This window comes from Parageobacillus galactosidasius, from assembly GCF_002217735.1.
GTDB classification, from domain to species: Bacteria; Bacillota; Bacilli; order Bacillales; family Anoxybacillaceae; genus Parageobacillus_B; species Parageobacillus_B toebii.
In genome coordinates, this window is the sequence record NZ_NDYL01000002.1 from 128456 (window position 1) to 150604 (window position 22149).

26 protein-coding genes, 1 tRNA gene and 1 riboswitch are annotated in these 22149 nt (G+C 40.5%); of the genes, 26 read left to right on the top strand and 1 reads right to left on the bottom strand.

The features are described from left to right. Positions 1–608: 608 nt before the first annotated feature. On the bottom strand, positions 609–992 hold the full coding sequence (locus tag B9L23_RS09910; protein ID WP_062754206.1) for an S-Ena type endospore appendage: 384 nt from the start codon (positions 990–992) through the stop codon (positions 609–611). A gap of 436 nt (positions 993–1428) precedes the next feature. Between B9L23_RS09910 and B9L23_RS09915 the strand changes: the two genes are divergently transcribed. The 26 genes from B9L23_RS09915 to B9L23_RS10040 all read left to right on the top strand — a co-directional run bounded on the left by B9L23_RS09915 (position 1429) and on the right by B9L23_RS10040 (position 22149). After that, the gene (locus tag B9L23_RS09915; RefSeq protein WP_062754204.1) at positions 1429–2367 is read left to right on the top strand and encodes a BMQ_0737 family morphogenetic spore coat protein; all 939 of its coding nucleotides are present in this window, start codon (positions 1429–1431) and stop codon (positions 2365–2367) included. 38 nt (positions 2368–2405) lie between these two features. Beyond that, on the top strand, positions 2406–3371 hold the full coding sequence (gene pseB / locus B9L23_RS09920) for a UDP-N-acetylglucosamine 4,6-dehydratase (inverting) (protein ID WP_062754202.1): 966 nt from the start codon (positions 2406–2408) through the stop codon (positions 3369–3371). Positions 3372–3391: 20 nt separating this feature from the next. Then, on the top strand, positions 3392–4570 hold the full coding sequence (gene pseC, locus B9L23_RS09925; RefSeq protein WP_240345799.1) for a UDP-4-amino-4,6-dideoxy-N-acetyl-beta-L-altrosamine transaminase: 1179 nt from the start codon (positions 3392–3394) through the stop codon (positions 4568–4570). A 12-nt stretch (positions 4571–4582) separates the two neighbouring features. After that, on the top strand, positions 4583–5314 hold the full coding sequence (locus B9L23_RS09930; protein WP_089097564.1) for a cytidylyltransferase domain-containing protein: 732 nt from the start codon (positions 4583–4585) through the stop codon (positions 5312–5314). Positions 5315–5328: 14 nt separating this feature from the next. Then, positions 5329–6420 carry a UDP-2,4-diacetamido-2,4,6-trideoxy-beta-L-altropyranose hydrolase gene (gene pseG / locus B9L23_RS09935; RefSeq protein WP_089097565.1) on the top strand — a complete coding sequence of 364 codons (1092 nt, stop codon included), beginning with the start codon at positions 5329–5331 and terminating at the stop codon, positions 6418–6420. Continuing rightward, a complete protein-coding gene (gene pseH / locus B9L23_RS09940; RefSeq protein ID WP_089097566.1) occupies positions 6417–6974 on the top strand; it encodes a UDP-4-amino-4,6-dideoxy-N-acetyl-beta-L-altrosamine N-acetyltransferase in 558 nt (185 codons plus the stop codon). Before pseG ends, pseH begins: the two co-directional genes overlap by 4 nt. Then, positions 6971–8023, top strand: a complete 1053-nt coding sequence (gene pseI, locus B9L23_RS09945; protein WP_062754192.1) for a pseudaminic acid synthase — start codon at positions 6971–6973, stop codon at positions 8021–8023. Before pseH ends, pseI begins: the two co-directional genes overlap by 4 nt. A gap of 213 nt (positions 8024–8236) precedes the next feature. Further along, complete coding sequence (locus B9L23_RS09950; protein ID WP_062754190.1) at positions 8237–8569, top strand: S-Ena type endospore appendage; 333 nt, start codon at positions 8237–8239, stop codon at positions 8567–8569. A 242-nt stretch (positions 8570–8811) separates the two neighbouring features. Next, a complete protein-coding gene (locus B9L23_RS09955) occupies positions 8812–9150 on the top strand; it encodes an S-Ena type endospore appendage (RefSeq protein ID WP_062754188.1) in 339 nt (112 codons plus the stop codon). Between the two features lie 32 nt (positions 9151–9182). After that, the gene (locus B9L23_RS09960) at positions 9183–11093 is read left to right on the top strand and encodes a motility associated factor glycosyltransferase family protein (RefSeq protein WP_089097567.1); all 1911 of its coding nucleotides are present in this window, start codon (positions 9183–9185) and stop codon (positions 11091–11093) included. Beyond that, positions 11086–12030 carry a class I SAM-dependent methyltransferase gene (locus B9L23_RS09965; RefSeq protein ID WP_089097568.1) on the top strand — a complete coding sequence of 315 codons (945 nt, stop codon included), beginning with the start codon at positions 11086–11088 and terminating at the stop codon, positions 12028–12030. The genes B9L23_RS09960 and B9L23_RS09965 overlap by 8 nt, the downstream gene beginning before the upstream one ends. Continuing rightward, positions 12020–12358, top strand: coding sequence for a hypothetical protein (locus tag B9L23_RS09970; RefSeq protein WP_062754183.1), 339 nt, complete (start codon positions 12020–12022; stop codon positions 12356–12358). Before B9L23_RS09965 ends, B9L23_RS09970 begins: the two co-directional genes overlap by 11 nt. Before the next feature lie 86 nt (positions 12359–12444). Beyond that, positions 12445–12801: an S-Ena type endospore appendage gene (locus B9L23_RS09975; protein ID WP_062754181.1), complete on the top strand. Its 357-nt coding sequence runs from the start codon at positions 12445–12447 to the stop codon at positions 12799–12801. 596 nt (positions 12802–13397) lie between these two features. Next, entirely contained in the window at positions 13398–13520 is a 123-nt protein-coding gene (locus B9L23_RS21365; RefSeq protein WP_255265190.1) for a hypothetical protein, read from the top strand. 26 nt (positions 13521–13546) lie between these two features. Next, positions 13547–13768, top strand: a complete 222-nt coding sequence (locus B9L23_RS09985) for a tetratricopeptide repeat protein (protein WP_255265193.1) — start codon at positions 13547–13549, stop codon at positions 13766–13768. Between the two features lie 410 nt (positions 13769–14178). Beyond that, positions 14179–14250, top strand: a tRNA-Gln gene (locus B9L23_RS09990). A 102-nt stretch (positions 14251–14352) separates the two neighbouring features. Next, the gene (gene rraA, locus B9L23_RS09995) at positions 14353–14838 is read left to right on the top strand and encodes a ribonuclease E activity regulator RraA (protein ID WP_089097570.1); all 486 of its coding nucleotides are present in this window, start codon (positions 14353–14355) and stop codon (positions 14836–14838) included. Between the two features lie 59 nt (positions 14839–14897). Further along, a riboswitch (cobalamin riboswitch) is annotated at positions 14898–15089 on the top strand. 125 nt (positions 15090–15214) lie between these two features. After that, positions 15215–15613: a (2Fe-2S) ferredoxin domain-containing protein gene (locus tag B9L23_RS10000; RefSeq protein ID WP_015863801.1), complete on the top strand. Its 399-nt coding sequence runs from the start codon at positions 15215–15217 to the stop codon at positions 15611–15613. Beyond that, entirely contained in the window at positions 15610–16350 is a 741-nt protein-coding gene (locus B9L23_RS10005; protein ID WP_089097571.1) for an energy-coupling factor ABC transporter permease, read from the top strand. Before B9L23_RS10000 ends, B9L23_RS10005 begins: the two co-directional genes overlap by 4 nt. A gap of 1 nt (position 16351) precedes the next feature. Continuing rightward, positions 16352–16636 carry an energy-coupling factor ABC transporter substrate-binding protein gene (locus B9L23_RS10010; protein WP_089097572.1) on the top strand — a complete coding sequence of 95 codons (285 nt, stop codon included), beginning with the start codon at positions 16352–16354 and terminating at the stop codon, positions 16634–16636. After that, positions 16633–17349: a cobalt ECF transporter T component CbiQ gene (cbiQ, locus tag B9L23_RS10015; RefSeq protein ID WP_089097573.1), complete on the top strand. Its 717-nt coding sequence runs from the start codon at positions 16633–16635 to the stop codon at positions 17347–17349. Before B9L23_RS10010 ends, cbiQ begins: the two co-directional genes overlap by 4 nt. Before the next feature lie 17 nt (positions 17350–17366). After that, positions 17367–18212: an energy-coupling factor ABC transporter ATP-binding protein gene (locus B9L23_RS10020; RefSeq protein WP_089097574.1), complete on the top strand. Its 846-nt coding sequence runs from the start codon at positions 17367–17369 to the stop codon at positions 18210–18212. 68 nt (positions 18213–18280) lie between these two features. Continuing rightward, a complete protein-coding gene (cobJ, locus tag B9L23_RS10025) occupies positions 18281–19843 on the top strand; it encodes a precorrin-3B C(17)-methyltransferase (RefSeq protein ID WP_062754171.1) in 1563 nt (520 codons plus the stop codon). Positions 19844–19858: 15 nt separating this feature from the next. Continuing rightward, the gene (locus B9L23_RS10030; RefSeq protein WP_062678675.1) at positions 19859–20692 is read left to right on the top strand and encodes a sirohydrochlorin chelatase; all 834 of its coding nucleotides are present in this window, start codon (positions 19859–19861) and stop codon (positions 20690–20692) included. 12 nt (positions 20693–20704) lie between these two features. Next, positions 20705–21484, top strand: coding sequence for a precorrin-6A reductase (gene cobK, locus B9L23_RS10035; RefSeq protein ID WP_015863808.1), 780 nt, complete (start codon positions 20705–20707; stop codon positions 21482–21484). A 17-nt stretch (positions 21485–21501) separates the two neighbouring features. Then, positions 21502–22149 carry a precorrin-8X methylmutase gene (locus tag B9L23_RS10040; protein ID WP_015863809.1) on the top strand — a complete coding sequence of 216 codons (648 nt, stop codon included), beginning with the start codon at positions 21502–21504 and terminating at the stop codon, positions 22147–22149.

Here is a 22149-nt window from a genome sequence, read left to right on the forward strand (position 1 = left end):
TTTCACATTTAGTGGGAAAGTTATTTTTTCCATTTCTTTTTGATCGTAACATTATTTTTTGCATCTAATTAAAAAATAAGCAAACGTAGCGTTGATTGTTTATTTTGTTTTTTATGTATCCTTGCTGCTGGCTTGATTGCACTATTAGTAAACATTCGGAACGCGTATTATTCGATAGAACATATGTTAGAAACTGAAGAGCTTAAAAGTGGATACTTATTTCTATATAAATCAAACTGGTATACCTTCAAGCGTGCGGATCATCGCAAACAACAAGCCTTTTAAGAACACATTCACGAATTAAAACTCTGAAGACAAGGTCCTAATTTATGAGGATGAGAGCCATGTTCGAGATTACCAGGCTCTTCATGTAAAAGTGAATAAGGGGATCGTAAAGACTAAATCCTGCTTCTTTCAGCGGTTGAAGGAAGCAGGATCTATTTATGTTGGAGGAAAAGTTTTCTAACAGGAGAATAAATAGCATAGCATCATCTTAAAATCATGAATGGAGGATACTTGACATAGATATTCGAATTGTTATGAAGCAACCTTTGAATTGATTGGAATGGACTGTTGTCGAGACTCTCGAAATGAAAACTTTTAGGAGTCTATTTTGTTAAACGGAAGGTATAGCGGATAGTAAGATGGATTTCCCCTTCAGCGGGCAAATCTACTGATGCAGCAGAAGGGATCACTCTAATTTCATTAAACTTGGATATCGTGAAGGCAACACAGCTGTCTAAACAAACTTCAATGGGATTGCCTATTGCCGTTCCATTGTGAAGGAAAGTTACCGTTACGAAACTATTATCAAAACCATTAGTATATTTAAATACCCCTGAGGCAAATACATTGTCTCCATCCAAATTGCTGATATAAACGGTTAGAGGGTTTGTTGAAGTTGTCCTCCATACACACTCCACGCAATCCTGCACGAAGTCCTCTTCACTATTGCAATTATTCCAATGTTCACCTGTATATTTGTTATCCATATCTTATTCCCAGCCTATCTGTAGTATGAATAATGATTGTAATAGATGATCGCCACTAAGTTCACTGATTTTTACATTAATTTAATTGTATTTTGCAATTTAAATGGGTTTATTGAATTTTTACCTCGTGTACAGCGTCATCCCGACGATCAAAAAAACAGAAGAAACGAGCATGGGATGCCTTCCAGCAACTGCTGAACGGAAACCGCGATTGCTTATTTTCTGCTTCTGCCTAGACAGGATGTTTTTCGCAAGAAAACGCCCTCTTTGTGTTGCTTAGCAGCAAATTAGGTAGCAATGGGCTGAATAGTTACAATTATTATTATTTAATGCAGGAACATATAATTTGGGTCTACCCTAGTCGCCTATTTTATTAAACTTATAATTAGGCCGCACATATGATAAAAAATATAATGGCCATAGGGGAGTGAGCCGGGTGCGTAATGAGCAATCTTTTACCGACCAAATGACGCACTGTATTAAGGTAACAAAAGTTTATGACTGGGTAAAGTTAATGTCAGAGATAAAGATTGAAGAAAAAATTTGCATGGATCAGCAAAAAACATTTACTGACATGATATGCTGTGAGTTCCGAGTTCCTTGTAGTAAAACTACTCCATCGACGCTCTGGACCAAAGCTGGGATTGAGAGTATATCCGGAACGCTATCCATTGAATATACATCCGGCTGTGGAAATCCATTGGTATTAATTATTAATGGAAAAACAGCAGCATCGTTATCTCAAGGACAATCTTTTTGTACTACCATTGTTGACCTTCAATCTGTCGAGTTATTGTGTCAAAGTAATCCGACTGTTTCTGGATTCTGTATTGGTGAATTCAAAATCGTGCTTCACTTCCAGCCTGCAGTGGATGAATTAGATTTGAAAAACGTAAAGTGTTTTCTATCGGATTGCCACGGTCGCCCTCTTCATATATCTGACCCCCGTTCTTTGATCTGCGAAGAAATATCAGACGAAAGAAAAAGCACACAAGTGACCCTTTCAGATGGAAAAGTTCAAACATTGAATAAAGTTGTTGTGCAGAAAAAGGGATTTATTACGATACAACTTTTCAACAAGACAGGAAATCTATGCAAGACATGTACGGTGCCCTTTAGTGAAATTGAAACTATCTTACTATGTGCACCCCCTGGAACGAAATTGGAGTGCAAGATTCTTCATTTCGACTGCGAGGCCTATGCTATTCCACCTATCGACCGGTGTAACCCCTTTGTGGAAATTGTAATCATCATTTCGATATGTCAAAGTGTGAAAACCACTGCAGAAACGATAATGGAGGTTAAGGGGATTCTATGTGAAAAAGCGCGTGAAGGGAATTCTAAGTTAATCACTCATTTGTTTCCACTAACATAAATTAATAACAACCCAGTATAGGAGTTAGGTGATCATCAATGCTCAGAAATAAAAAAATATTGATAACAGGTGGAACAGGATCGTTTGGAAAAAAGTTTGTAAAAAAGGCTCTTGAATATGAGGTGAAAAAGATTATTGTTTTTAGTCGTGATGAGCTAAAACAATATGAAATGGCACAAGAGTTTAAAGATCCAAGGATAAGATTTTTCATTGGTGACGTACGTGATAAGGAACGGTTGTATCATGCGTTTGATGGCGTAGATATTGTTATTCATGCTGCAGCTATGAAACAAGTTCCTGCTTGTGAATACAATCCTTTCGAGGCCATAAAAACCAATATACATGGGGCTCAAAACGTTATTGAAGCAGCTATTGATCGTGGAGTAAAGAGAGTAATTGCACTAAGTACTGATAAAGCTTGTAGCCCGGTAAATCTATACGGGGCAACGAAGTTAGCATCCGATAAGTTATTTATTGCTGCAAATTCGTATGTAGGTGACAAAGAAACAAGATTTTCGGTAGTTCGTTATGGAAATGTTGTTGGCAGCCGTGGAAGTGTTGTTCCGTTCTTTAAAAAAATTCGCCATACAGGTAAATTACCAATTACAGATAAAAGAATGACACGTTTTTGGATTACACTTGACCAAGGTGTTCAGTTTGTTTTAGATAGTTTGCAACGGATGTGTGGAGGAGAAATCTTTGTCCCAAAAATTCCGAGTATGAGAGTAGTAGACTTAGCAAAAGCTATTGCCCCGGAATGCGAAATCGAGATTGTTGGAGTTCGACCGGGAGAAAAGTTGCATGAAGTGATGATTACCGAAGATGATGCACGACATACCGTTGAATTTGACACATATTATGTCATTCAACCAGAATTCCCATGGTGGTCACATGAGTATGAGAAATATGGAAAGAGTTTGCCTGAAGGATTTAAATATGCGAGTGATACGAATACGCAATGGCTTTCTATTGAAGAGCTAAGAAAATTAGTTAAGGAAATTTAGTCTAAGAGGTGTAATGGATTTTGCAAAATATATTTTCTCAGGTTCGATTGACTTATTTGCCTTATGGCAGACAATGGATTGATGAAGAGGACATTGCAGCTGTTGTAAACGTGCTTCGTGGTGATTATTTAACCACAGGGCCATATGTATCCAAATTTGAACAAGCGGTAGCGCAATATGTCGGCGCTAAGTATGCAGTCGCTTTTTCAAATGGTACTGCAGCACTTCATGGTGCTTGTTTCGCGGCTGGAATTGGTGAAGGAGATGAAGTCATTACAACACCAATGACCTTTGCAGCGAGTGCCAATTGTGTGCTTTATCAAGGTGGAACGCCTATTTTTGCGGATATTGATGCAAGAACATACAACATGGACCCGAATAAAATGGAGGAAAAAATCACCGATAAAACGAAAGCAATTATTCCCGTTGATTTTACAGGTCAGCCTGTTGAATTAGATCGCATTATAGAAATTGCCCAAAAGCATCATCTTGTTGTCATTGAAGACGCTGCTCACGCATTAGGCGCAACATATAAAGGAAGAAAAGTCGGTTCGATTAGTGATATGACCATGTTCAGCTTTCACCCAGTAAAACATATTACAGCAGGTGAAGGCGGTATTATTACAACGAATAATGAAGAATATTATGAAAAATTGCTGCAATTCCGCTCTCATGGAATTGTACGAGAGAAAGACAAACTATATGAATACCATGGTCCATGGTATTATGAAATGCAATTTCTTGGCTACAATTACCGCATGACGGATATTCAAGCGGCCTTAGGCACAAGTCAGCTGAAGAAGGTTGATAAGTTTATTGAGCTTCGTCGGAAATATGCCGCAATGTATAATGAAGCTTTTCAAGATATGGATGAAGTGATCATTCCGTTTCAACATGAAGATGGGGAGTCCAGTTGGCATCTATATATTATTCGACTAAATTTAGACCAATTAACAGCGTCAAGACGGGAAATTTTTGAAGCATTGCAACAACAAAATATTGGTGTCAATGTGCACTACATCCCTGTTTACTTACAACCTTATTATCAACAATTAGGATATCAAAAAGGGATTTGTCCAAAAGCAGAAAAATTGTATGAAGAAATGATTACTTTGCCTTTATTCCCTGCGATGAGCGAAGAAGACGTTCATGATGTAATCAAAGCAGTGAAGAGAACGATAGATTATTATAAGAAGTAAGAAGGTGAAAAAGTGAAAGTTGCTGCAATTATTCAAGCTCGTACGGGGTCCACAAGGCTTCCAGGAAAAGTGTTGAAAAAAGTACTTGGTAAAACGTTACTTGAATATCAAATGGAAAGAGTTAAAAGAGCGGAAACGATTAATGAAATCATTATCGCTACAACTACAAAAGAAATTGACGACCCAATCGTTCAACTTTGCCAGAAACTTTCCATTCCCTACTATCGTGGTTCGGAAGAGGATGTATTATCACGTTATTATGAAGCTGCTACGGAATTTAATGTAGATGTGATCGTTCGATTAACATCAGATTGCCCAATTATTGATCCGGATGTCATTGATAAAGTTGTTAGATATTATTTAAAAAATCAGGATCAATACGACTATGTTTCAAATACATTAACGCGCACATATCCAAGAGGATTGGATACAGAAGTGTTTCCTTATGAAGTGTTAAAAAGAGTGCATGAAGAAGCCAAAGAATTAACGCATCGCGAGCATGTAACTGCTTATATATATCATCATCCTGATCAATTTAGACTTTGTAATGTTTCAAATGAAAAGGACGAAAGCAAGCATCGTTGGGCGGTAGATACGGCGGAAGATTTTTTCTTGGTTAAAAATATATTAGAGACATTGTATCCAATAAATTCCTTGTTTACGTTAGAAGATGTTATTCAAGTTTTACAAGACAAACCGGAATGGATAAAGATTAATGCTCATATTGAACAGAAAAAAACATAGGTTGTGTTTGAAAGATGAATGTTGTATTTCGAGTTGATTCATCGTCAGATATTGGAACTGGTCACGTGATGAGATGTTTAACACTAGCAAAACAGCTAAAACAAAAGGATGCCAATATTTCTTTTATATGTAGGGAACATAAGGGAGATTTAATCAATTTTATTAAAGATAATGGGTTTACCGTTTATAATTTACCTAAAATTATGATTAGTGAGAAGGACAATAACGCTATTTTTAAATGGTATCAAGAAAATTGGAAACAAGATGTTTGTGAAACTCAACACCTGTTGGAAAAGCACATTCATTCAGTAGATTTTTTCATTGTTGATCACTATGGGTTAGATGAAAAATGGGAATCTCAGCTTAAGCCGTTTACAAAGAAACTGATGGTGATTGATGATTTGGCTAATCGGAAGCATGTTTGTGATGTTCTTCTTGATCAAAATTGGTATTTAAATTATGAAGAGAGATATAAAGATTTAGTTTCTTCTGAATGCAGGCAACTGTTAGGACCAAATTATGTGTTATTAAGAGACGAATTTATTGAAGCTTTTCATCAAAAACGTGCACGAAGCGGTAAAATCCATAATATCGTTGTCTTTTTTGGCGGAACGGACCCTACAAATGAAACGATCAAGACATTGAATGCATTAGTTTTATTAGAAAATAACATAAAAGTAAATGTTGTCGTAGGAGCATCTAATAAACGAAAAGATGAAATTCGAAAATTCTGTAGTCAACACTCCAATTTCTTTTTTCACTGCCAAGTTTCAAATATGGCAGAATTAATGAATGAAGCGGATGTAGCAATTGGTGCTGGTGGGACGACGACATGGGAAAGATGTTATTTAGGACTTCCATCTATCACAATTATTGTAGCGGATAATCAAGCAGAGTTGACGGATGCCGTTAGTCAGTTTGGGGCGACTATTAATCTTGGCTTTAGTTATAACGTTACATCTAATCAGATCGTTGAGACTGTAAACGATTTAATTAAGCACCCTAAAAAAGTTAAATTGTTATCTGAACGTGCTGTAAACCTTGTAAATAAAGAAATTGTAAATAGTTATCCGGTTGTTAAAGCAATTATGGAGGAACTGAAATGAATTTATTAGAGCGTGCAAGGCTTAAGGATATAAATTCCTCACATTTAGAAATGGTATTAAATTGGCGAAATCAAGAGCATGTTCGGTCGGCGATGTTTCATGATCGAGTTATTTCATTAGAAGAACACAAGAAATGGTTTGACAGAGTTAAAAAAGATCAGACAACAATTGTAAAGGTATTTTATTTGGACAATGTCCCGATTGGAGTTGTAAATTTCACAAACATAGATTTTGATAATGGCAAATGTTTTTGGGGATTTTATATAGGTGATCAAAGTGCGCCAAAAGGGTTAGGAACTTTAATGGGATATTTAGCTATCAATTTTATATTTGAAGAGGTAAACATCCGTAAACTATGTGCTGAGATTATCCAATCTAATGAAAGAAGCATCCGTTACCATGAACGGTTGGGATTTAGAAAAGAGGGTGTTTTAAAAGAGCATGTCCTTAAAAATAACCAATACGCAGATGTGATATTAATGGCTTTATTTCATAAACAATGGAAAGAACAAAAAAGTAAAATACAACATATGATAGAGGGAATGAGGATATGAATGAAATTATTGTTGAAGGAAGAAAAATTGGCCCAAACCAGCCGCCATTTATCATCGCTGAGATGTCAGGCAATCACAATCAATCTCTTGAACGTGCTTTAGAAATTGTAGAAGCTGCGGCTAAAGCAGGAGCACATGCATTAAAAATCCAAACATATACAGCGGATACAATGACGTTAAATTTAGATAATAAAGACTTTAAGATTGAAGATCCGGAAAGTTTGTGGAAAGGGAATACGCTTTATCAACTTTACCAACAAGCATATACTCCTTGGGAATGGCACAAACCCATTTTTAATCGGGCTCGAGAATTAGGAATGATTCCTTTTAGCACTCCTTTTGATGAAACAGCAGTAGATTTTTTGGAAAAACTAGATGTCCCAATGTATAAGATTGCCTCTTTTGAGAATACCGATATTCCACTCGTTAAAAAAGTGGCTTCAACAGGGAAACCGTTGATTATTTCGACAGGAATGGCAACCGTAGCGGAATTAGATGAAACGGTTCGCGCAGCTAGAGAAGCAGGCTGTAAAGGCTTAATTCTTTTAAAGTGTACAAGCACCTATCCAGCTTCTCCTGAAAACACCAATATACTAACCATTCCGCATATGAGAGAATTATTTAACTGTCAGGTTGGTTTATCAGATCATACAATGGGAATAGGCGTGGCAGTAGCCAGTGTTGCATTAGGAGCAACAGTCATTGAAAAGCATTTCACTTTATCAAGGGCAGATGGTGGGATTGATTCTGCTTTTTCCATGGAACCAGAAGAAATGAAAGCATTGGTCATTGAAACAGAAAGAGCATGGCAAGCATTAGGTGAGGTGAAGTATGGCCCGACAGAGAAAGAAAAAGCATCATTGAAATTGAGAAGATCCATTTATGTCGCAAAAGATATGAAAGCTGGAGAAAAATTAACGAAAGAAAATATTAGGATTATTAGACCAGGTTATGGATTAGCACCAAAATATTATGATTTAGTGCTTGGAAAAGCAGTGAAAAAAAACGTAAAACAAGGAACACCATTAAGTTGGGATATATTGTTATAAATAAAAGTGGAACAAAAAAGAAATTTTTCCTTATACGAAAGCAATTATTGCGGTTGATTTTACCGGTTTTCAGACTATGATGTATAGTTATCATAGTCTTTTTTTGTCCCCGTTTTTTAAAATCCACTCAAACCCTAGGTCGCATGTCGGAGACAAAACCTGAAACATTTAATATATTTATTATTACGTCAGACAAGGAGGGAGGGGATATGAATGTCAGGTGGACTTTTTGCTAAACCGCAGTCAACGGCAAAACAAGTTGAAATTCAATTTAACGCGGGTACTGCCGCTACCACCTTTTTTGACGCACAATTTGGATCAGATGTTCCTGCGTTAACTGGGTATGCCTTAGTCAACGCCGGATCTGGCAGTGCAACTGTAACATTTAGAAATGGAACAGCTACAGTTACAACTTTAGATATTGCACCAGGTCAATACCAAGCTTTCTTTGTTCTTGGAGCAGACAATATTCAAATAAATGCCACTGCTGCTGGTACATCAACAACTGGTGATCTTAACGTTGTTCTAAACAACAACCCACTATAGTGAATAAGAAATAGAAGGTGTCGAAATGGAGGGTGCCCATCTCTTTTGGGTCTCCCTCTATTTTTAACTATTTAAAAAAATGATAAAACCTTAGATGTATTCATCATTTTTGATTATAACAGGTTAATTGACCAACTCTCCTACCGTTTTCAGAATATAATAAAACAACGATTAAATAATATTGTGAATCGTCAATATTGGACATCATTGCAATTCGCCAAGGTAGAGGGGAGGCTCCAAGTGTGGTTTGTTCGAAAAAATGTTGTAATTCACCACGAATTATTCCAAACCAAATCAGTATACAGTGGAGGACTCTCGGTGCGCCTATTTTTCCTTACTCTTCCGACCAAGTGGCAGCCATCAGCGGTTATGTTCTTAATAACAGTGCTTCTAAAGGTCCGGTAACCGTGAATTTTTTAAGGGGGGGCATTGGTGGCGGGATGCTTCCGTTCACCTTGGTCGTGCAAACAGGTGAGTATAAATCATTTGTGATTGTTGGGGTGGATACGATCCAAATGAATTCAGACAGCAACTTTGCGTCAGGTGAATTAAATATAACGATTAATTTTAATCCGTTCTAAATTCCATTCGAAATGAAAGGGTTGTGAGGTTCATGGCAAAGCCGCCCACAAACTTATACGAAAGAAATGAGTTGTTTCAAAAAAACTTACAGTGTTTTCCTGAATATATAAAACAACAAATACGAAAGGTTGATTTAGACGAGGTAGGGAAATGGGTTGATATCGTCTATACGGAGGAAGGTTATCCTATCTGCAAATACAAGAAAGATGGGAAGGTAAAACATATTAACAGCAGGAATCCGTGGGAACAAGCGAAGAATTGGTGCAATCAGTTGCCGCTTAACCAAATGAGTACGCTTTTTGTTTACGGATGTGGCTTTGGATATCCTTTGATTGAACTATTAAAAAGAGTGCATGAGGATACTGTGGTTGTTGTGTTTGAACAAAACCTTCCTATTTTTATCGCAATGCTTCATTATTTCGATTTAGAGCCGATTTTCCGTGCACACAACAAATGTATCTTTTTTCTTGGTCCATTCGAGGAGTTTTCGCATTATTTTCAAAATCTGATTTCAACTTATGGCTTATTATATTTGACTGTTCCCTCCGTCTTGTTTACGCCAAGTTCAAGACTGTTTAAAAAAGAGTATTTAAACATTCAATCTCATGTTTTTGAACGACTGACACAGCAAATCACCGCATTTGGTAATGATCATTACGATTCATTGCTTGGACTTCATAACATGATTCAAAATGCTGAAATTGTATTGGAGAATCCGTATTTAAGCAGTTTAAAGGATAAGTTTACTAATGTTCCAGCGTTTATTGTGGCAAATGGTCCGTCTTTGGATCAAAACATGCATGAATTAAAGCGGGTTAAAGGAAAAGGATTGATTCTCTGCTGCGAGTCAGCGATTGTTCCATTGATGAAAAATGGTATTAAACCGGATGCCATTTGTGTACTTGAACGTACTCCAGAAAGCTATCTATACCATTTTCAAAACAAGAAGTATCCAGAGGACATTACCTTACTTGCTCTTGCTGTTGCGGATCCGCGAACTTTTGCCTCGTTTGCAGGACCTAAAGTTCCTATTTTTCGAAGTTTCGAGTCTACGAGTGAATGGATCAATCGAATAGTTGGCGATGGAAGCGGACTATATGCAGGCTTGAATGTCTCTCATCTTGCTTATGAGTTAGCTGTCTATATGGGAGCAAATCCGATTGTTTTCGTCGGACAAAATTTTGCTTACGGGTTAGATGGACTTACTCATAGCAAACAATCGAAGTATACAGAGGATGTACAGGAGTATATTGAGAAGGTGAAATCTCTGCCAATCGTTTATGTGGAAGGAAATGAGGATTCATTCGTTCCATCGAATCCCCTATGGGTGGAGTTTCGGAAAGGACTTGAACGGCTGATTGAGCAGACATCGCATGTTACAGTCATCAATGCTACCGAAGGCGGTGCCAAAATCAAAGGAACCACATGCGACACGCTGACAAACGTGATCGAAAAATATTGCAAAGCAAGCCTGCCATACAGACTGGATACGTTACTGAATGAAAGTAAAAAAAATTTAGATATATCGACCCGGAAAAATAAAATAAAAAGTCTAAGGATCGAACTGATAAAGTATATGGATATCTATCGCGCCCTCAATCAGTTGACTTCTGAAAGAAAGATAATCGTTGAGCAGTTGCTAGAAAAGGATAAATATGGTGCAGGGCAAGAGTTACGCCAGGAATTTGAACAAAACAACAAACATATAATGAAATTTCTTCATAGACATGTACACGACCAGTTTTTTCAACAAGTCATAATGTTCGGATATCATCAGATGAACGAACTAGGTGTCATCAACACTCCTGAAAAACTCCGCTATGCTCTTCAAATCCAAATGGAATTATTTGATAACTTATGTGTAATTTGTAAAAGTCTCATCAGGAATTTTCAAATCGCTGTTGAAAAACTCCCTCTAGAGGAGACAACTTCAAATGAATAAGTTTATAAAGGGGAGTGAAGTACCAGTGAATCCTGAAGAAAAAGCAGTAGCTGAAAAAGAGCAGATAAAAGATCTATTGAAAGAAACGAAAAAAGAAGCGAAAGACTTGCTTGATGTCATGTGGTCACGGGAAGAAATAATGACAAACAAAAATTTTATTAATACAATGAATCTTAAAATAAAAAACATGCTGGATCAAATTATAAAGAATTTATATTGGTATCAAAAAATAGGGTGGAAAAAGTTTCTTCCCAATCGAGAATACATTGAGCAAAAAGAGAGAGAAGAACGGATAAAAAAAGAAAAAGAACGTTTGCTGAAATGGATAGAGGAACTTGTGAAAATCGATGATTTTTATTTTTCATTTCATGGGCAACTGGACGAAGGAAAATTAGTTAAAACGTTATCGGCATATGGTTATGACAATTTTCAACAAATTTCTGTTCTGGACATAGGGTGCAGGGATGGAAGATGGTTAAGAAAATTTCAGGATTGGGGAGTATTGCCGGAACGATTGGCCGGTATCGATTTCTATCATCCAATTGTTGATTATGCTAAGAAATTATCAAAACCTGGTATACAATTTATCGAAGCATACCCCGACGAACTTGACTTTGAAGATCAAAACTTCGATGTCGTTTTGGTGTTTGGAGTTCTTATGCACGTTCTTGACGAATCGTTGCGAAAAAAAATAGGGCGGGAATTATTAAGAGTGCTTTCCAAAGATGGAATCATTATTACCCTTAATCTTACTAAAGATGCATTGGCTAAATTAGAGCCATATCTTGCTTACACTTCCATAGGATTGGAATGGGAAGAACTGACAGACATCTTTCCCGATTGTTCGATTCATTTTGAAATACTGTCCCAATGCGGTCTAGCGGTCATTAGAAAAAAAGATTGTAAGAAAGAGAAGGTGGATGCAAGTGGAGGATAACATAGTACAGGAACTGGAGCGGCTTGAGCACATAATTGCTTCATGTATCGTAAATTGGAAGCAAGGGAATGATGCTGGCTGCTATGAAGAGTTCATTCGCACATTGGAACATTTGGAGTTGATGGTTGATTTCCATTTTAACAGCTTAATGGAGAGAAAAGAAGGACTGCTTTCCATTGTAAAAGAGTTGTATCAATATGTGTGGAATAAGGATATGATCGGAATCGTTGATGTACTGGAGTATGAATTAAAACCGTTTATTTATGAATGGAGACAGAGTTGCGAAATGGCAAGACAGACTGCTCCTAAAGAAGGATGGACCGATTGACAGTAACTATTTTTACGAAGGAGAATCACAATGAATGGAAATGGAAGCATATGAATAATCATAACTAGTTAAAGGGAGATATGCAAATGAGTTGTTGTAATACTACAGTGATTTGTTGCGGAATCAAACGCCAACTTGTACAAGATTGCGTGGAGTGTAATTGGCTTGTTTTTAACCAAACTCCTACAGTCATTTTTCAAGCAAATAAAGTTGTTTCTGCTTCAGGAACCATTGAGCTATCCAGTGCTACGCTTGGAATGACAACAGTGGACGTTATATTTTCTAAAGGGGCAACGGTCATAAAAACTTTTACATTGGAAAACCAACAATGCCTTGCATTTACCGTTGTTGGATTCGATACGATTACATTAAGAGGGGATTCTCCATCATCAACAGAAAGTGCTACGGGAAGTCTTTGTTTAACACCACGATATCAAATTTAAGGACGGTCTAGAAGGTACGTTTTGAGCATCTGTATAGGTTCAGATTAATTTTCCGACAAATGTATCTGTCCGATGCGTTGGAGTACTTTTTCTGGAAATTCAGAGAGGTACTTTAAGAACGAAACAATGGATTCTCACAACTCTTTTCAAGTGGGATGAAACTATTATTTTTCACGTGTTTAATAGAAAAGCACACTACCATTAGGTACAAGACAAAGCAAATAATGCTCTATGGATTTGACAATCGTTTCCCCTTTCCGATTGTTCGCCCAGTAAGAACGCTCAAGGAACTCACAAACTTTGTTTCGGTTAGCCGAAATGATAAAACGATCTTGCATATATTCTTTTACTTGAAACAATAGACTTTTCCTTCCTGAACAAGTATACATTCATTTTGTTGGTGTTCACCCAGAATACTGGAAGCAAAAAATGGAATTCGAAGTTATATGAACGCTTTTTTGAAAAGCGTTACTTAACCCATCAATCGTACATCAGTTGCTTTTCGTAAAAATAAGGGGATTGAAATTGAGGAAGGAGATCAAGTAGTCGACAGGACATCTGTTTTTAGTAATTATGATGGCAGAGGAAATGATCATGTGTTGTTTGTAAAGCGTCTGCATAAGCAGATAAATGGGGAAATAAACGTGAAAGAACAATTAACACTTGCCATAAAATTACAAAAAGAAGGGAAATTAGAACAATCAAAACAACTTCTTTAGTTTGTCTTTATCCTAACGATTCCGAAATTTATTTACACTGCGGGCTAGTTCATGATTCGATGGGATTGGAAAAAGAAGCAGTTGAATTTTGTGAGAAAGCGGTTCGTTTAGGACTGAAAGAAGAAAATCTAAAAGATGCATTCGTTTGTTTAGGCAGCACTTACCGCGTTTTAGGTAATTATTACGAAAAGTCGTTGGAAGTGTTAACAGAAGTACGAAAACTGTTTCCTGATTATAGGCCGGTCTAAATATAATATTTGAAACGATATTCAGAAGCGATGGAAATTATGTTAAACGACTGATGATGAAGGATTACATAACTACCAGAAAGCTTTAGAGTATTATGCGGACCATTTAAGAGTGATAAAGGGAATGTATTTTTATTTATGTATTGTTGATGAATCGATGTTTTTGGATTCTGAAGAAGGATATTGGCTGTATAAAGAGGAAGGTATACGATATAAAAATAGTAAAAAAGCGCTAAAAAAACGTAATACCTGTTATTTTTAGCGCGTATATCGCAATATCAACACGGTCATACTATAGATAGATACACCGCTTAAATACGTTGGCAGTTACGGCAAAAATATGTTATGCCTATGGGAAAATACGTTTGATTTAGCGGTATTTTTTGCGGTAATGATAACGTGAATATCATTGGGCTATAGCCAAGCGGTAAGGCAACGGACTTTGACTCCGTGATGCGCTGGTTCGAATCCAGCTAGCCCAGTCTCTAACAGGCAAGCAATGTCGCTTGTCTGTTTTTTTGTTGAAAAAGAAGGAGTTTTGACAAAGGATGTCAAATATAAGACATGGCAAGGAGGAGATTGTGATGAAAACAGCTGATTTATGCGATGAATTTTTAAGTGAATTGCAAGTATGCCAGCTGCCGATGCAATCTTACGGCGGCAAAGCGGAATTTTCCGGACCGATCGCGACGGTCGATGTATTTGAAGATAATGTGCTCGTTCGTGAGGCGCTCGAAACTGTTCCAGCGGGCACCGTATTGGTCGTAGACGGAAAAGGTTCGCGAAATTGCGCGCTGCTCGGAGACCGTCTTGTCCAGATCGCTTGTGAGCGCGGGCTTGCCGGGGTGATTATTCACGGATGCATTCGCGATTCCGCAGAAATCGCCAATATGCCGCTTGGGGTGATGGCGATTGGCACTTGCCCGGTGAAAAGCAAAAAAGAAGGAAAGGGAAAACGGGACGTTGCGCTCGAATTTGGCGGCGTTCGTTGGGAACCAGGCGCCTATGTGTACGCTGATCAAGACGGGATTGTATTGGCGAAAACGGACTTATTGAAAAAAAGTGGTTGACGATATTTGAAAATTTGTACTACTATTAATAACAGAAATGTTCTTTGAAAAATCGACATTATATGCCAAACAAATAAGGTGCCTTTCTCATTAGAGAATAGGCTTAAAAGGGAAGTACGGTGAAAATCCGTCACGGTACCCGCCACTGTGATGGGGAGCTTTGTTGCATCATGTCACTGAAGGAAACTTCGGGAAGGCGCAATAAAGCGATGATCCTAAGTCAGGAGACCTGCCTTATTTGTTCGGACGGATACCTACGGGATTATAGGTAGACGTGCGGGAGAATGGTATACTTTTTTTGATATATTTGTATGCATTTTTCTGCACCTCTGCGTATAGAGGTGCTTTTTATTTTGCAAAAAAGGAGAGACACAACATGACAACATGGAACTTAATCGGAATGAAACATCATGTGCTGATTTGCAATGGAGGCAGCTGCATGCGTAAAGGGGGAGAAGAAGTAACGCTTGCCATCCGCGAAGAAATCGCGATGCTGGAGTTAGATGGCATTGTACATACGACGCGGACTCGCTGCAATGGCCGTTGCCAAGACGCGTGTGTAGTCATCGTTTACCCTGAAGGCGTATGGTACAACGGTGTGACGCCGGAAAAAGCAAGGGAGCTTGTGCGAAGGCATTTGCGAGATGGGGAATGGTTGGAAGAAACGATAACGTACCGTTATGAAGAGAAGCAAGGATTGATGATGTCAAAACAATCAAACGCCCCTCTAGGAATCTCGAAATTATGTAAAGCAACGGGAGGAACGAAAGCATGAAAAAATGGAAAGTCGCCCTTTTCCTTTGCGGTTTAGTCGTCTATTTTACGTTTACCGGCAGCACATCGGCATTTGCGATGCATATTATGGAAGGATTTTTGCCAGTTGGATGGGTGATTTTTTGGTGGCTAGTGTTTTTGCCGTTTTTTATCATCGGTATGCGTTCACTAATTCGGATTACACGCGAGCATCCGGAACTAAAGCTGCTCATTGCGCTGTCGGGGGCATTTACGTTTGTGCTGTCCGCCTTAAAAATTCCATCCGTTACTGGGAGCAGCTCACATCCAACGGGGGTGGGGCTCGGTGCGGTGCTGTTTGGTCCATGGACGATGGTGGTGATGGGCAGCATCGTATTGCTGTTTCAAGCGTTATTGCTGGCACATGGTGGATTGACAACATTAGGGGCGAATGCCGTGTCCATGGCGGTCATTGGCCCGATTGTGGCGTACAGCATTTATCGTTTCGGGAAAAAGTGGAATATACCGAGGCGCTGGACGATTTTTTTCGCTGCATTTTTCTCTGATTTGGCCACATATGTTGTCACCTCATTGCAATTAGCGCTGGCGTTCCCGGATGCGACAGGTGGGGTTTTCGCTTCGTTTGCCAAATTTGCCGGCATTTTTGCTGTTACGCAAATACCACTGGCGATTACAGAAGGGCTGCTTACGGTCGTCGTTTGGAATTTCTTATCCACTTACAGCAGCCAGGAACTAAACCAGTTAGAGAGGGGAGTGTAATATGAAGAGAAGTCTTTTTCTTCTTGCTATTGCTGTTTTACTGGTAGTGGCACCGTTATTGTTCATTCATCACTCTGATTTTGGCGGCACGGATGGCCAGGCGGAAAAAATGATTCAAAAGATCGCTCCTCATTATCAACCTTGGATGGAAACCATATTCGAGCCGCCGGGCGGAGAGGTGGAAACGTTGCTGTTTTCTGTGCAGGCGGCAGTCGGGGCTGGAATTATTGGCTACATTATCGGTGTCTATAAAGGCCGGGAGAACCGAAGAGAGGAATCAAAATGATCCGGCAGTTTGACACCATCGCTTACGATAACCGCCTGCGGACAATACGTCCCGAACAAAAAGTGATATTTGCGTTTCTATTATTAATGATGGCCATGATAGGGAGCTGGAAAACACAAGTAATGATAACGATTTGGCTTGCCGCATGGATTATCGGGTATGCGCGTGTTTCGTGGAAAGTTTACGCCAAAACACTCGGAGTCGTGGCATTGTTTCTGATGGCCAGTTTTCCAGCTTTGCTTGTTTCTATTGACAGTTCTTTTCATGTTTCTATTGATCGTTCGCAAATTTCCACTGTGATGTCTTTACTATCTCGTTCGGTCGCAGCGTGGTCTTGTTTATTTTTCCTTCTAGTGACTACCCCGTTTCCAGAGATGTTGTATGTGTTCAAGCGAATGAAAGTACCATCCATCATCATTGATTTGTTATTTTTTACGTATCGGTTTGTATTTGTTTTCGAGAAAGCAGCAGAAGAGCTATACGTAGCGATGAAAGCGAGAAATGGAGGAGGCCATTGGCGGCATGGCGGGATGTTGGTGTTCCAGCTTTTTCAGAAAATATGGCATTCCTATGAAGCGTTGCGCCTTGCTTTATGGGCGCGCGGAGTTTCCAATGAAATTGTCTATGTTCATATGGAAACATACAACGAAAAAAACAAACGTTATCTGTGGGAAGCAGCCATCGGCATAAGTTTGCTTCTATGGCTTGGATGATAGGAGGGCGGCAGAAGATGCTGAAAATGGATGAAGTATATTATACGTATCCGAACGGACCATGTGTGCTAAAAGGATTAAGCCTTCATGTCCCCAGTGGAAAAAAATGCGCACTCATCGGTCATAATGGATGCGGCAAGACAACGTTATTTTTACATGCGAACGGGCTGTTGCGGCCCGACTCTGGCGACATCTATTGGAATGGAGAGAAGATGGATTATCGGCGTCCAACATTGCAAAAATGGCGGAAAGAGGTCGGCATCGTTTTTCAAAATCCGGAACACCAGCTTGTGGCGCCATTGGTACGTGATGAACTGGCGTTTGGCCTGCACCATTTAGGAATGAAAAAAAGTGAGATGGACGAGCTCATTGAAAAAGCGCTGGACGAGTTTGGATTACGTTCATGGTTGGACAAGCCCGTTCATCATTTAAGTCTCGGTCAAAAAAAATGGCTGACGCTTGCCGCCGTAATGGTGATGAACCCGAAATTATTAGTGCTCGATGAGCCGACAGCGTATTTAGACCGCCTGCAAATCGAGAGGTTTGTCGAGAAGATCAACGATATTCATCGAGCTGGCACAACGGTTTTGATCGCTACTCATGATTTTGATTTTGTCTTAGAGTGGGCGGATATCGTGTTTGTCATGCATGACGGACAAATTGTCATGCAAGGATCGCCGCAAGACGTATTTGCTAGGCAGCATCAATTGCAAAAATGGCGTCTTGGTGTTCCGCTGCTTGCTTCTGTATGGAAAACGTTGTTTCCACACGAGATGCGCATCCCGCGGAATGTGGAAGAAATGAAACAATGGATGAGGATGAATGAGCATACAAGCCTCTATATTAGTGAAAAAGTGATATAGTGTTCAAGTTTTTTCGACAAATGAGCTCAGTTAACATGGACAAGGAAAATGGAAATTGAGGTGAGACAATGAAAGGAAAATTGCTGATTGTCGGATTTGGCCCAGGCAGCAAGGAACATATGACAAAGCGAGCGCGGGAAGCGATTGAAGAAAGCGATATTATTATCGGTTATAAAACATACATTGACCTAGTTGCGGATTTAATTGGCAATAAACAAGTGATTAGTACTGGAATGACGGAAGAAGTAAGCCGCGCTCAAGAGGCGGTGAAATGGGCGGAACGCGGAAAAACGGTCGCCGTCATTTCAAGCGGGGACGCGGGCGTGTACGGAATGGCAGGGCTTGTGTATGAGGTGCTCATTGAAAAAGGCTGGACGCGAGAAAGCGATATCGAGGTGGAAGTCATCCCAGGCATTTCTGCCATTAACTCGTGTGCCGCTCTTTTAGGTGCGCCGATTATGCATGATGCGTGCACCATTAGCTTAAGCGATCACCTAACGCCGTGGGCGCTTATTGAAAAGCGCATTGAAGCGGCGGCCGCTGCCGATTTTGTCATCGCTCTATATAATCCAAAAAGCGGACGACGCACGCGTCAAATTGTCGAAGCGCAGCGTATTCTTTTGCGTTATCGCTCGCCCAATACTCCGGTCGGATTAGTGAAAAGCGCTTATCGCGCGCGGCAACATATCGTATTGACGGATTTAGCGCATATGCTCGATTACGATATCGGAATGTTAACGACTGTCATTATCGGCAATTCTTCAACGTTTGTATACGACGGGCTGATGATCACACCACGCGGATACCAACGAAAATATACATTAAGCGCCTCCGAACAGCCGCTGAAACCACATGAACGGCTTCGCAAAGAAGCGGAACCGTGGGCGCTTGATCAAACGAAACGAGAACCGGTAAGAGAAATGGCAGAAGAAGCGTTGCAAACATTGGCGATTGGCCACCAAGACACCACGACGTTTGCGCCGGCGATTTTCGAAATCGCGGTTAGCCCGGGAGTAGCGAACAAAAATTTTACGCCAAAACAGATGATGGTACTAGCTGACATCGTCGGTGAAGACGGAACGATGATGTATACCCCGGATCATTATTTGAAGCTGGAAGTGCCTGCTTCTGATCCAGACCGTATCATCGCTAGACTGAAAGAAGCGGGGCTTGACGTTGCCCCTGTTGGTGATGTACTGACGGTGAAAGCTTGCGATTTTTGCGACGGGGAGAAAAAAGACGCGATTCCATACGCGGAAGAGTTATACGATCAGCTTGGCGGAATGGCGCTTCCGAAAGAATTGAAGATTGGTGTAAACGGATGCGGCATGGCATGTTACGGAGCGGTGCGGGAAGATATCGGAATCGTCTATCGGAAAGGAGCATTTGACTTATTTTTAGGAGGAAAAACGGTCGGAAGAAACGCACACCCTGGGCAACTTGTCGCTGAAGGAATTCCGCCTGGCGAGATTGTGTCCGTTGTCACCCGCATTATTCAAGAATATAAGGAACGCGCGCATCCGAACGAACGGTTTCATAAGTTTTTTAAGCGAGTGAAACAAGTCGGCGGGTTTGTGTATCAAGAAGCGAAGCAAGAGGCAAAAATCGAAGTGTCTGTCTGTGGTGAATAAGGGGGAAGAAAATGAATGAAAGCAGTATTATTTGTCGGGCACGGCAGCCGTGACCCGGAAGGAAACGACCAAGTCCGGCAGTTTGTTGAGCAGCTAAAACCGCACATTGCGGCATCCTTACATGTCGAAACGAGTTTTTTAGAATTTGGACTGCCAACGATTCGCGAAGGGATTGACCGTTGTGTCGATGCCGGGGCTCGCGAAATTATCATCATTCCGATTATTTTGCTGCCAGCGGGCCATTCGAAGCTGCATATTCCAGCGGAGATCGATGAAGCAAAGAAGCATTATCCGCATGTGGCTTTCATCTATGGCCGACCAATTGGCATTCATGAGCAAACGTTTTCGATCTTAAAAACGAGATTACAAGAAATCGGTGAAAATATAGAAAGCCCTGACCCAGAAACAGCGGTAGTGCTGCTTGGTCGCGGGGGAAGCGATCCGGATGCGAACAGCGATTTATATAAAATTTCCCGCTTATTTTGGGAACAAACGAACTATTTCCTTGTAGAACCAGCATTTATGGGAGTAACGACGCCATCGTTAGAAGATGGAGTGGAACGATGCGTGAAGCTAGGGGCGCGGAAAGTGGTGGTTTTGCCTTACTTTTTGTTTACCGGCGTGCTTATCAAGCGTCTTGGAGAAAAAGTAAAACAATTTCGTTTTCAGTATCCGCAAGTCGATTTTGCGCTAGCAGGCTACTTTGGATTTCATCCGAAGCTAAAAACGATTGTGCTTGACAGATTAGAAGAAGCGCTTGGCAAGGCGGTTATGATGAACTGCGATATGTGCCAATACCGGCTTCATGCTGCGGAGCATCATCACCATCATCACCACCATCATCATTAAGGAGGAACATGCATGATTATTGTATTAGCGGGAACGAGCGATGCCCGAAAGCTGGCGCTTTGTATCCAACAAGCGGGCTATGATGTGTTAGCGACGGTTGTTACAGAACATGCGGCGGATCAGTTGCGTGCTTCCGGCTTAGCGGTGCACCTTGGACGGCTGACGTCGGAACAATTGGCGGAGTTGATCCGCGTAAAGAAAGCGAAAGCAGTGGTGGACGCGAGCCATCCGTTTGCCGAAGAAGCGTCGAAAAACGCGATGCAAGCTACCGCAGAGGCGGGGGTTCCGTATATCCGTTACGAGCGGCAAGCGGCTCACGTTGCTTATGAGCGTGTCACGTTTGTTGACAGTTATGAAGAAGCAGCTGAGCTCGCTGCGAAAAAACAAGGCGTCATTATGCTAACGACCGGAAGCAAAACGTTATCCATTTTCGCAAAAAAGCTGTTAGGGCTTCCGAATACGCGCGTGATTGCGCGCATGCTGCCGCGCAAAGACAATATGGAGAAATGTGAGGAGCTCAAGTTTCCGCAAGAAAATATCGTTGCGATGCAAGGTCCGTTTACGAAAGAACTCGATAAGGCGCTTTTCCAACATTTTGGCGTTACGTTGCTCATTACGAAAGAAAGCGGAAAAGTTGGGTTTGTCGATGAAAAAATCGCTGCCGCACAGGAGCTAGGGATTGAGACGATTGTCATCCGCCGTCCATCAATTCAGTATGGCACGGTGTATTCCCAGTTTTCCGATGTCGTTAAGGCACTACAACAAATAGTACCGTTATCCATTCATTCATGAAAGAAAGGGGTTTTACCATGGATTTTCGCACGGAATTTCGTCCGATTACAGTCCAACCGCAACAAATTGAAGAAAGAAGTTTTCAAATCATTGATGAAGAAATTGGTGAACATCATTTTACGAAAGAACAATATCCGATTGTACAGCGCGTCATTCATGCTTCTGCAGATTTTGAGCTTGGAAAAAGCTTGTTGTTTCACCCTGATGCCGTCCGTGCGGGAATCGAAGCAATACGCAGTGGCAAAACGGTCGTCGCTGATGTGCAAATGGTACAAGTCGGGGTAAATAAAGTGCGCATTGAAAAGTTTGGCGGCAAAGTGAAAGTGTATATTTCCGACGAAGATGTCATTGCGGAGGCGAAAAGGCTCAACACGACAAGAGCGATTGTCGCGATGCGAAAAGCGGCTAAAGAGGCAGAAGGCGGGATTTTTGCCATTGGCAACGCGCCAACGGCATTGCTGGAATTAATTCGTTTAATTAAAGAAGGAGAAGCACGTCCGGGATTAGTGATCGGCCTGCCGGTCGGTTTTGTGTCGGCGGCGGAATCAAAAGCGGAATTGGCGAAATTGGATGTTCCATTTATTACAAATATCGGCCGAAAAGGAGGAAGCACCATTACAGTGGCGGCGCTAAACGCGCTTTCACTGTTGGCAGAGCGAGGGTAA

Excerpts from the sequence above, each read along its gene's own strand:
- B9L23_RS10020 (WP_089097574.1), top strand. The coding sequence starts at position 17,367 with ATGCTGAAAATGGATGAAGTATATTATACGTATCCGAACGGACCATGT.
- B9L23_RS09965 (WP_089097568.1), top strand. The coding sequence starts at position 11,086 with ATGAATAAGTTTATAAAGGGGAGTGAAGTACCAGTGAATCCTGAAGAA.
- B9L23_RS10005 (WP_089097571.1), top strand. The coding sequence starts at position 15,610 with ATGAAAAAATGGAAAGTCGCCCTTTTCCTTTGCGGTTTAGTCGTCTAT.
- cbiQ (WP_089097573.1), top strand. The coding sequence starts at position 16,633 with ATGATCCGGCAGTTTGACACCATCGCTTACGATAACCGCCTGCGGACA.
- cobJ (WP_062754171.1), top strand. The coding sequence starts at position 18,281 with ATGAAAGGAAAATTGCTGATTGTCGGATTTGGCCCAGGCAGCAAGGAA.
- B9L23_RS09910 (WP_062754206.1), bottom strand. The coding sequence starts at position 992 with ATGGATAACAAATATACAGGTGAACATTGGAATAATTGCAATAGTGAA.
- B9L23_RS10030 (WP_062678675.1), top strand. The coding sequence starts at position 19,859 with ATGAAAGCAGTATTATTTGTCGGGCACGGCAGCCGTGACCCGGAAGGA.
- B9L23_RS09975 (WP_062754181.1), top strand. The coding sequence starts at position 12,445 with ATGAGTTGTTGTAATACTACAGTGATTTGTTGCGGAATCAAACGCCAA.
- pseG (WP_089097565.1), top strand. The coding sequence starts at position 5,329 with ATGAATGTTGTATTTCGAGTTGATTCATCGTCAGATATTGGAACTGGT.
- pseH (WP_089097566.1), top strand. The coding sequence starts at position 6,417 with ATGAATTTATTAGAGCGTGCAAGGCTTAAGGATATAAATTCCTCACAT.
- B9L23_RS09950 (WP_062754190.1), top strand. The coding sequence starts at position 8,237 with ATGTCAGGTGGACTTTTTGCTAAACCGCAGTCAACGGCAAAACAAGTT.
- cobK (WP_015863808.1), top strand. The coding sequence starts at position 20,705 with ATGATTATTGTATTAGCGGGAACGAGCGATGCCCGAAAGCTGGCGCTT.
- B9L23_RS10010 (WP_089097572.1), top strand. The coding sequence starts at position 16,352 with ATGAAGAGAAGTCTTTTTCTTCTTGCTATTGCTGTTTTACTGGTAGTG.
- rraA (WP_089097570.1), top strand. The coding sequence starts at position 14,353 with ATGAAAACAGCTGATTTATGCGATGAATTTTTAAGTGAATTGCAAGTA.
- B9L23_RS10040 (WP_015863809.1), top strand. The coding sequence starts at position 21,502 with ATGGATTTTCGCACGGAATTTCGTCCGATTACAGTCCAACCGCAACAA.
- B9L23_RS10000 (WP_015863801.1), top strand. The coding sequence starts at position 15,215 with ATGACAACATGGAACTTAATCGGAATGAAACATCATGTGCTGATTTGC.
- B9L23_RS09960 (WP_089097567.1), top strand. The coding sequence starts at position 9,183 with ATGGCAAAGCCGCCCACAAACTTATACGAAAGAAATGAGTTGTTTCAA.
- pseB (WP_062754202.1), top strand. The coding sequence starts at position 2,406 with ATGCTCAGAAATAAAAAAATATTGATAACAGGTGGAACAGGATCGTTT.
- pseI (WP_062754192.1), top strand. The coding sequence starts at position 6,971 with ATGAATGAAATTATTGTTGAAGGAAGAAAAATTGGCCCAAACCAGCCG.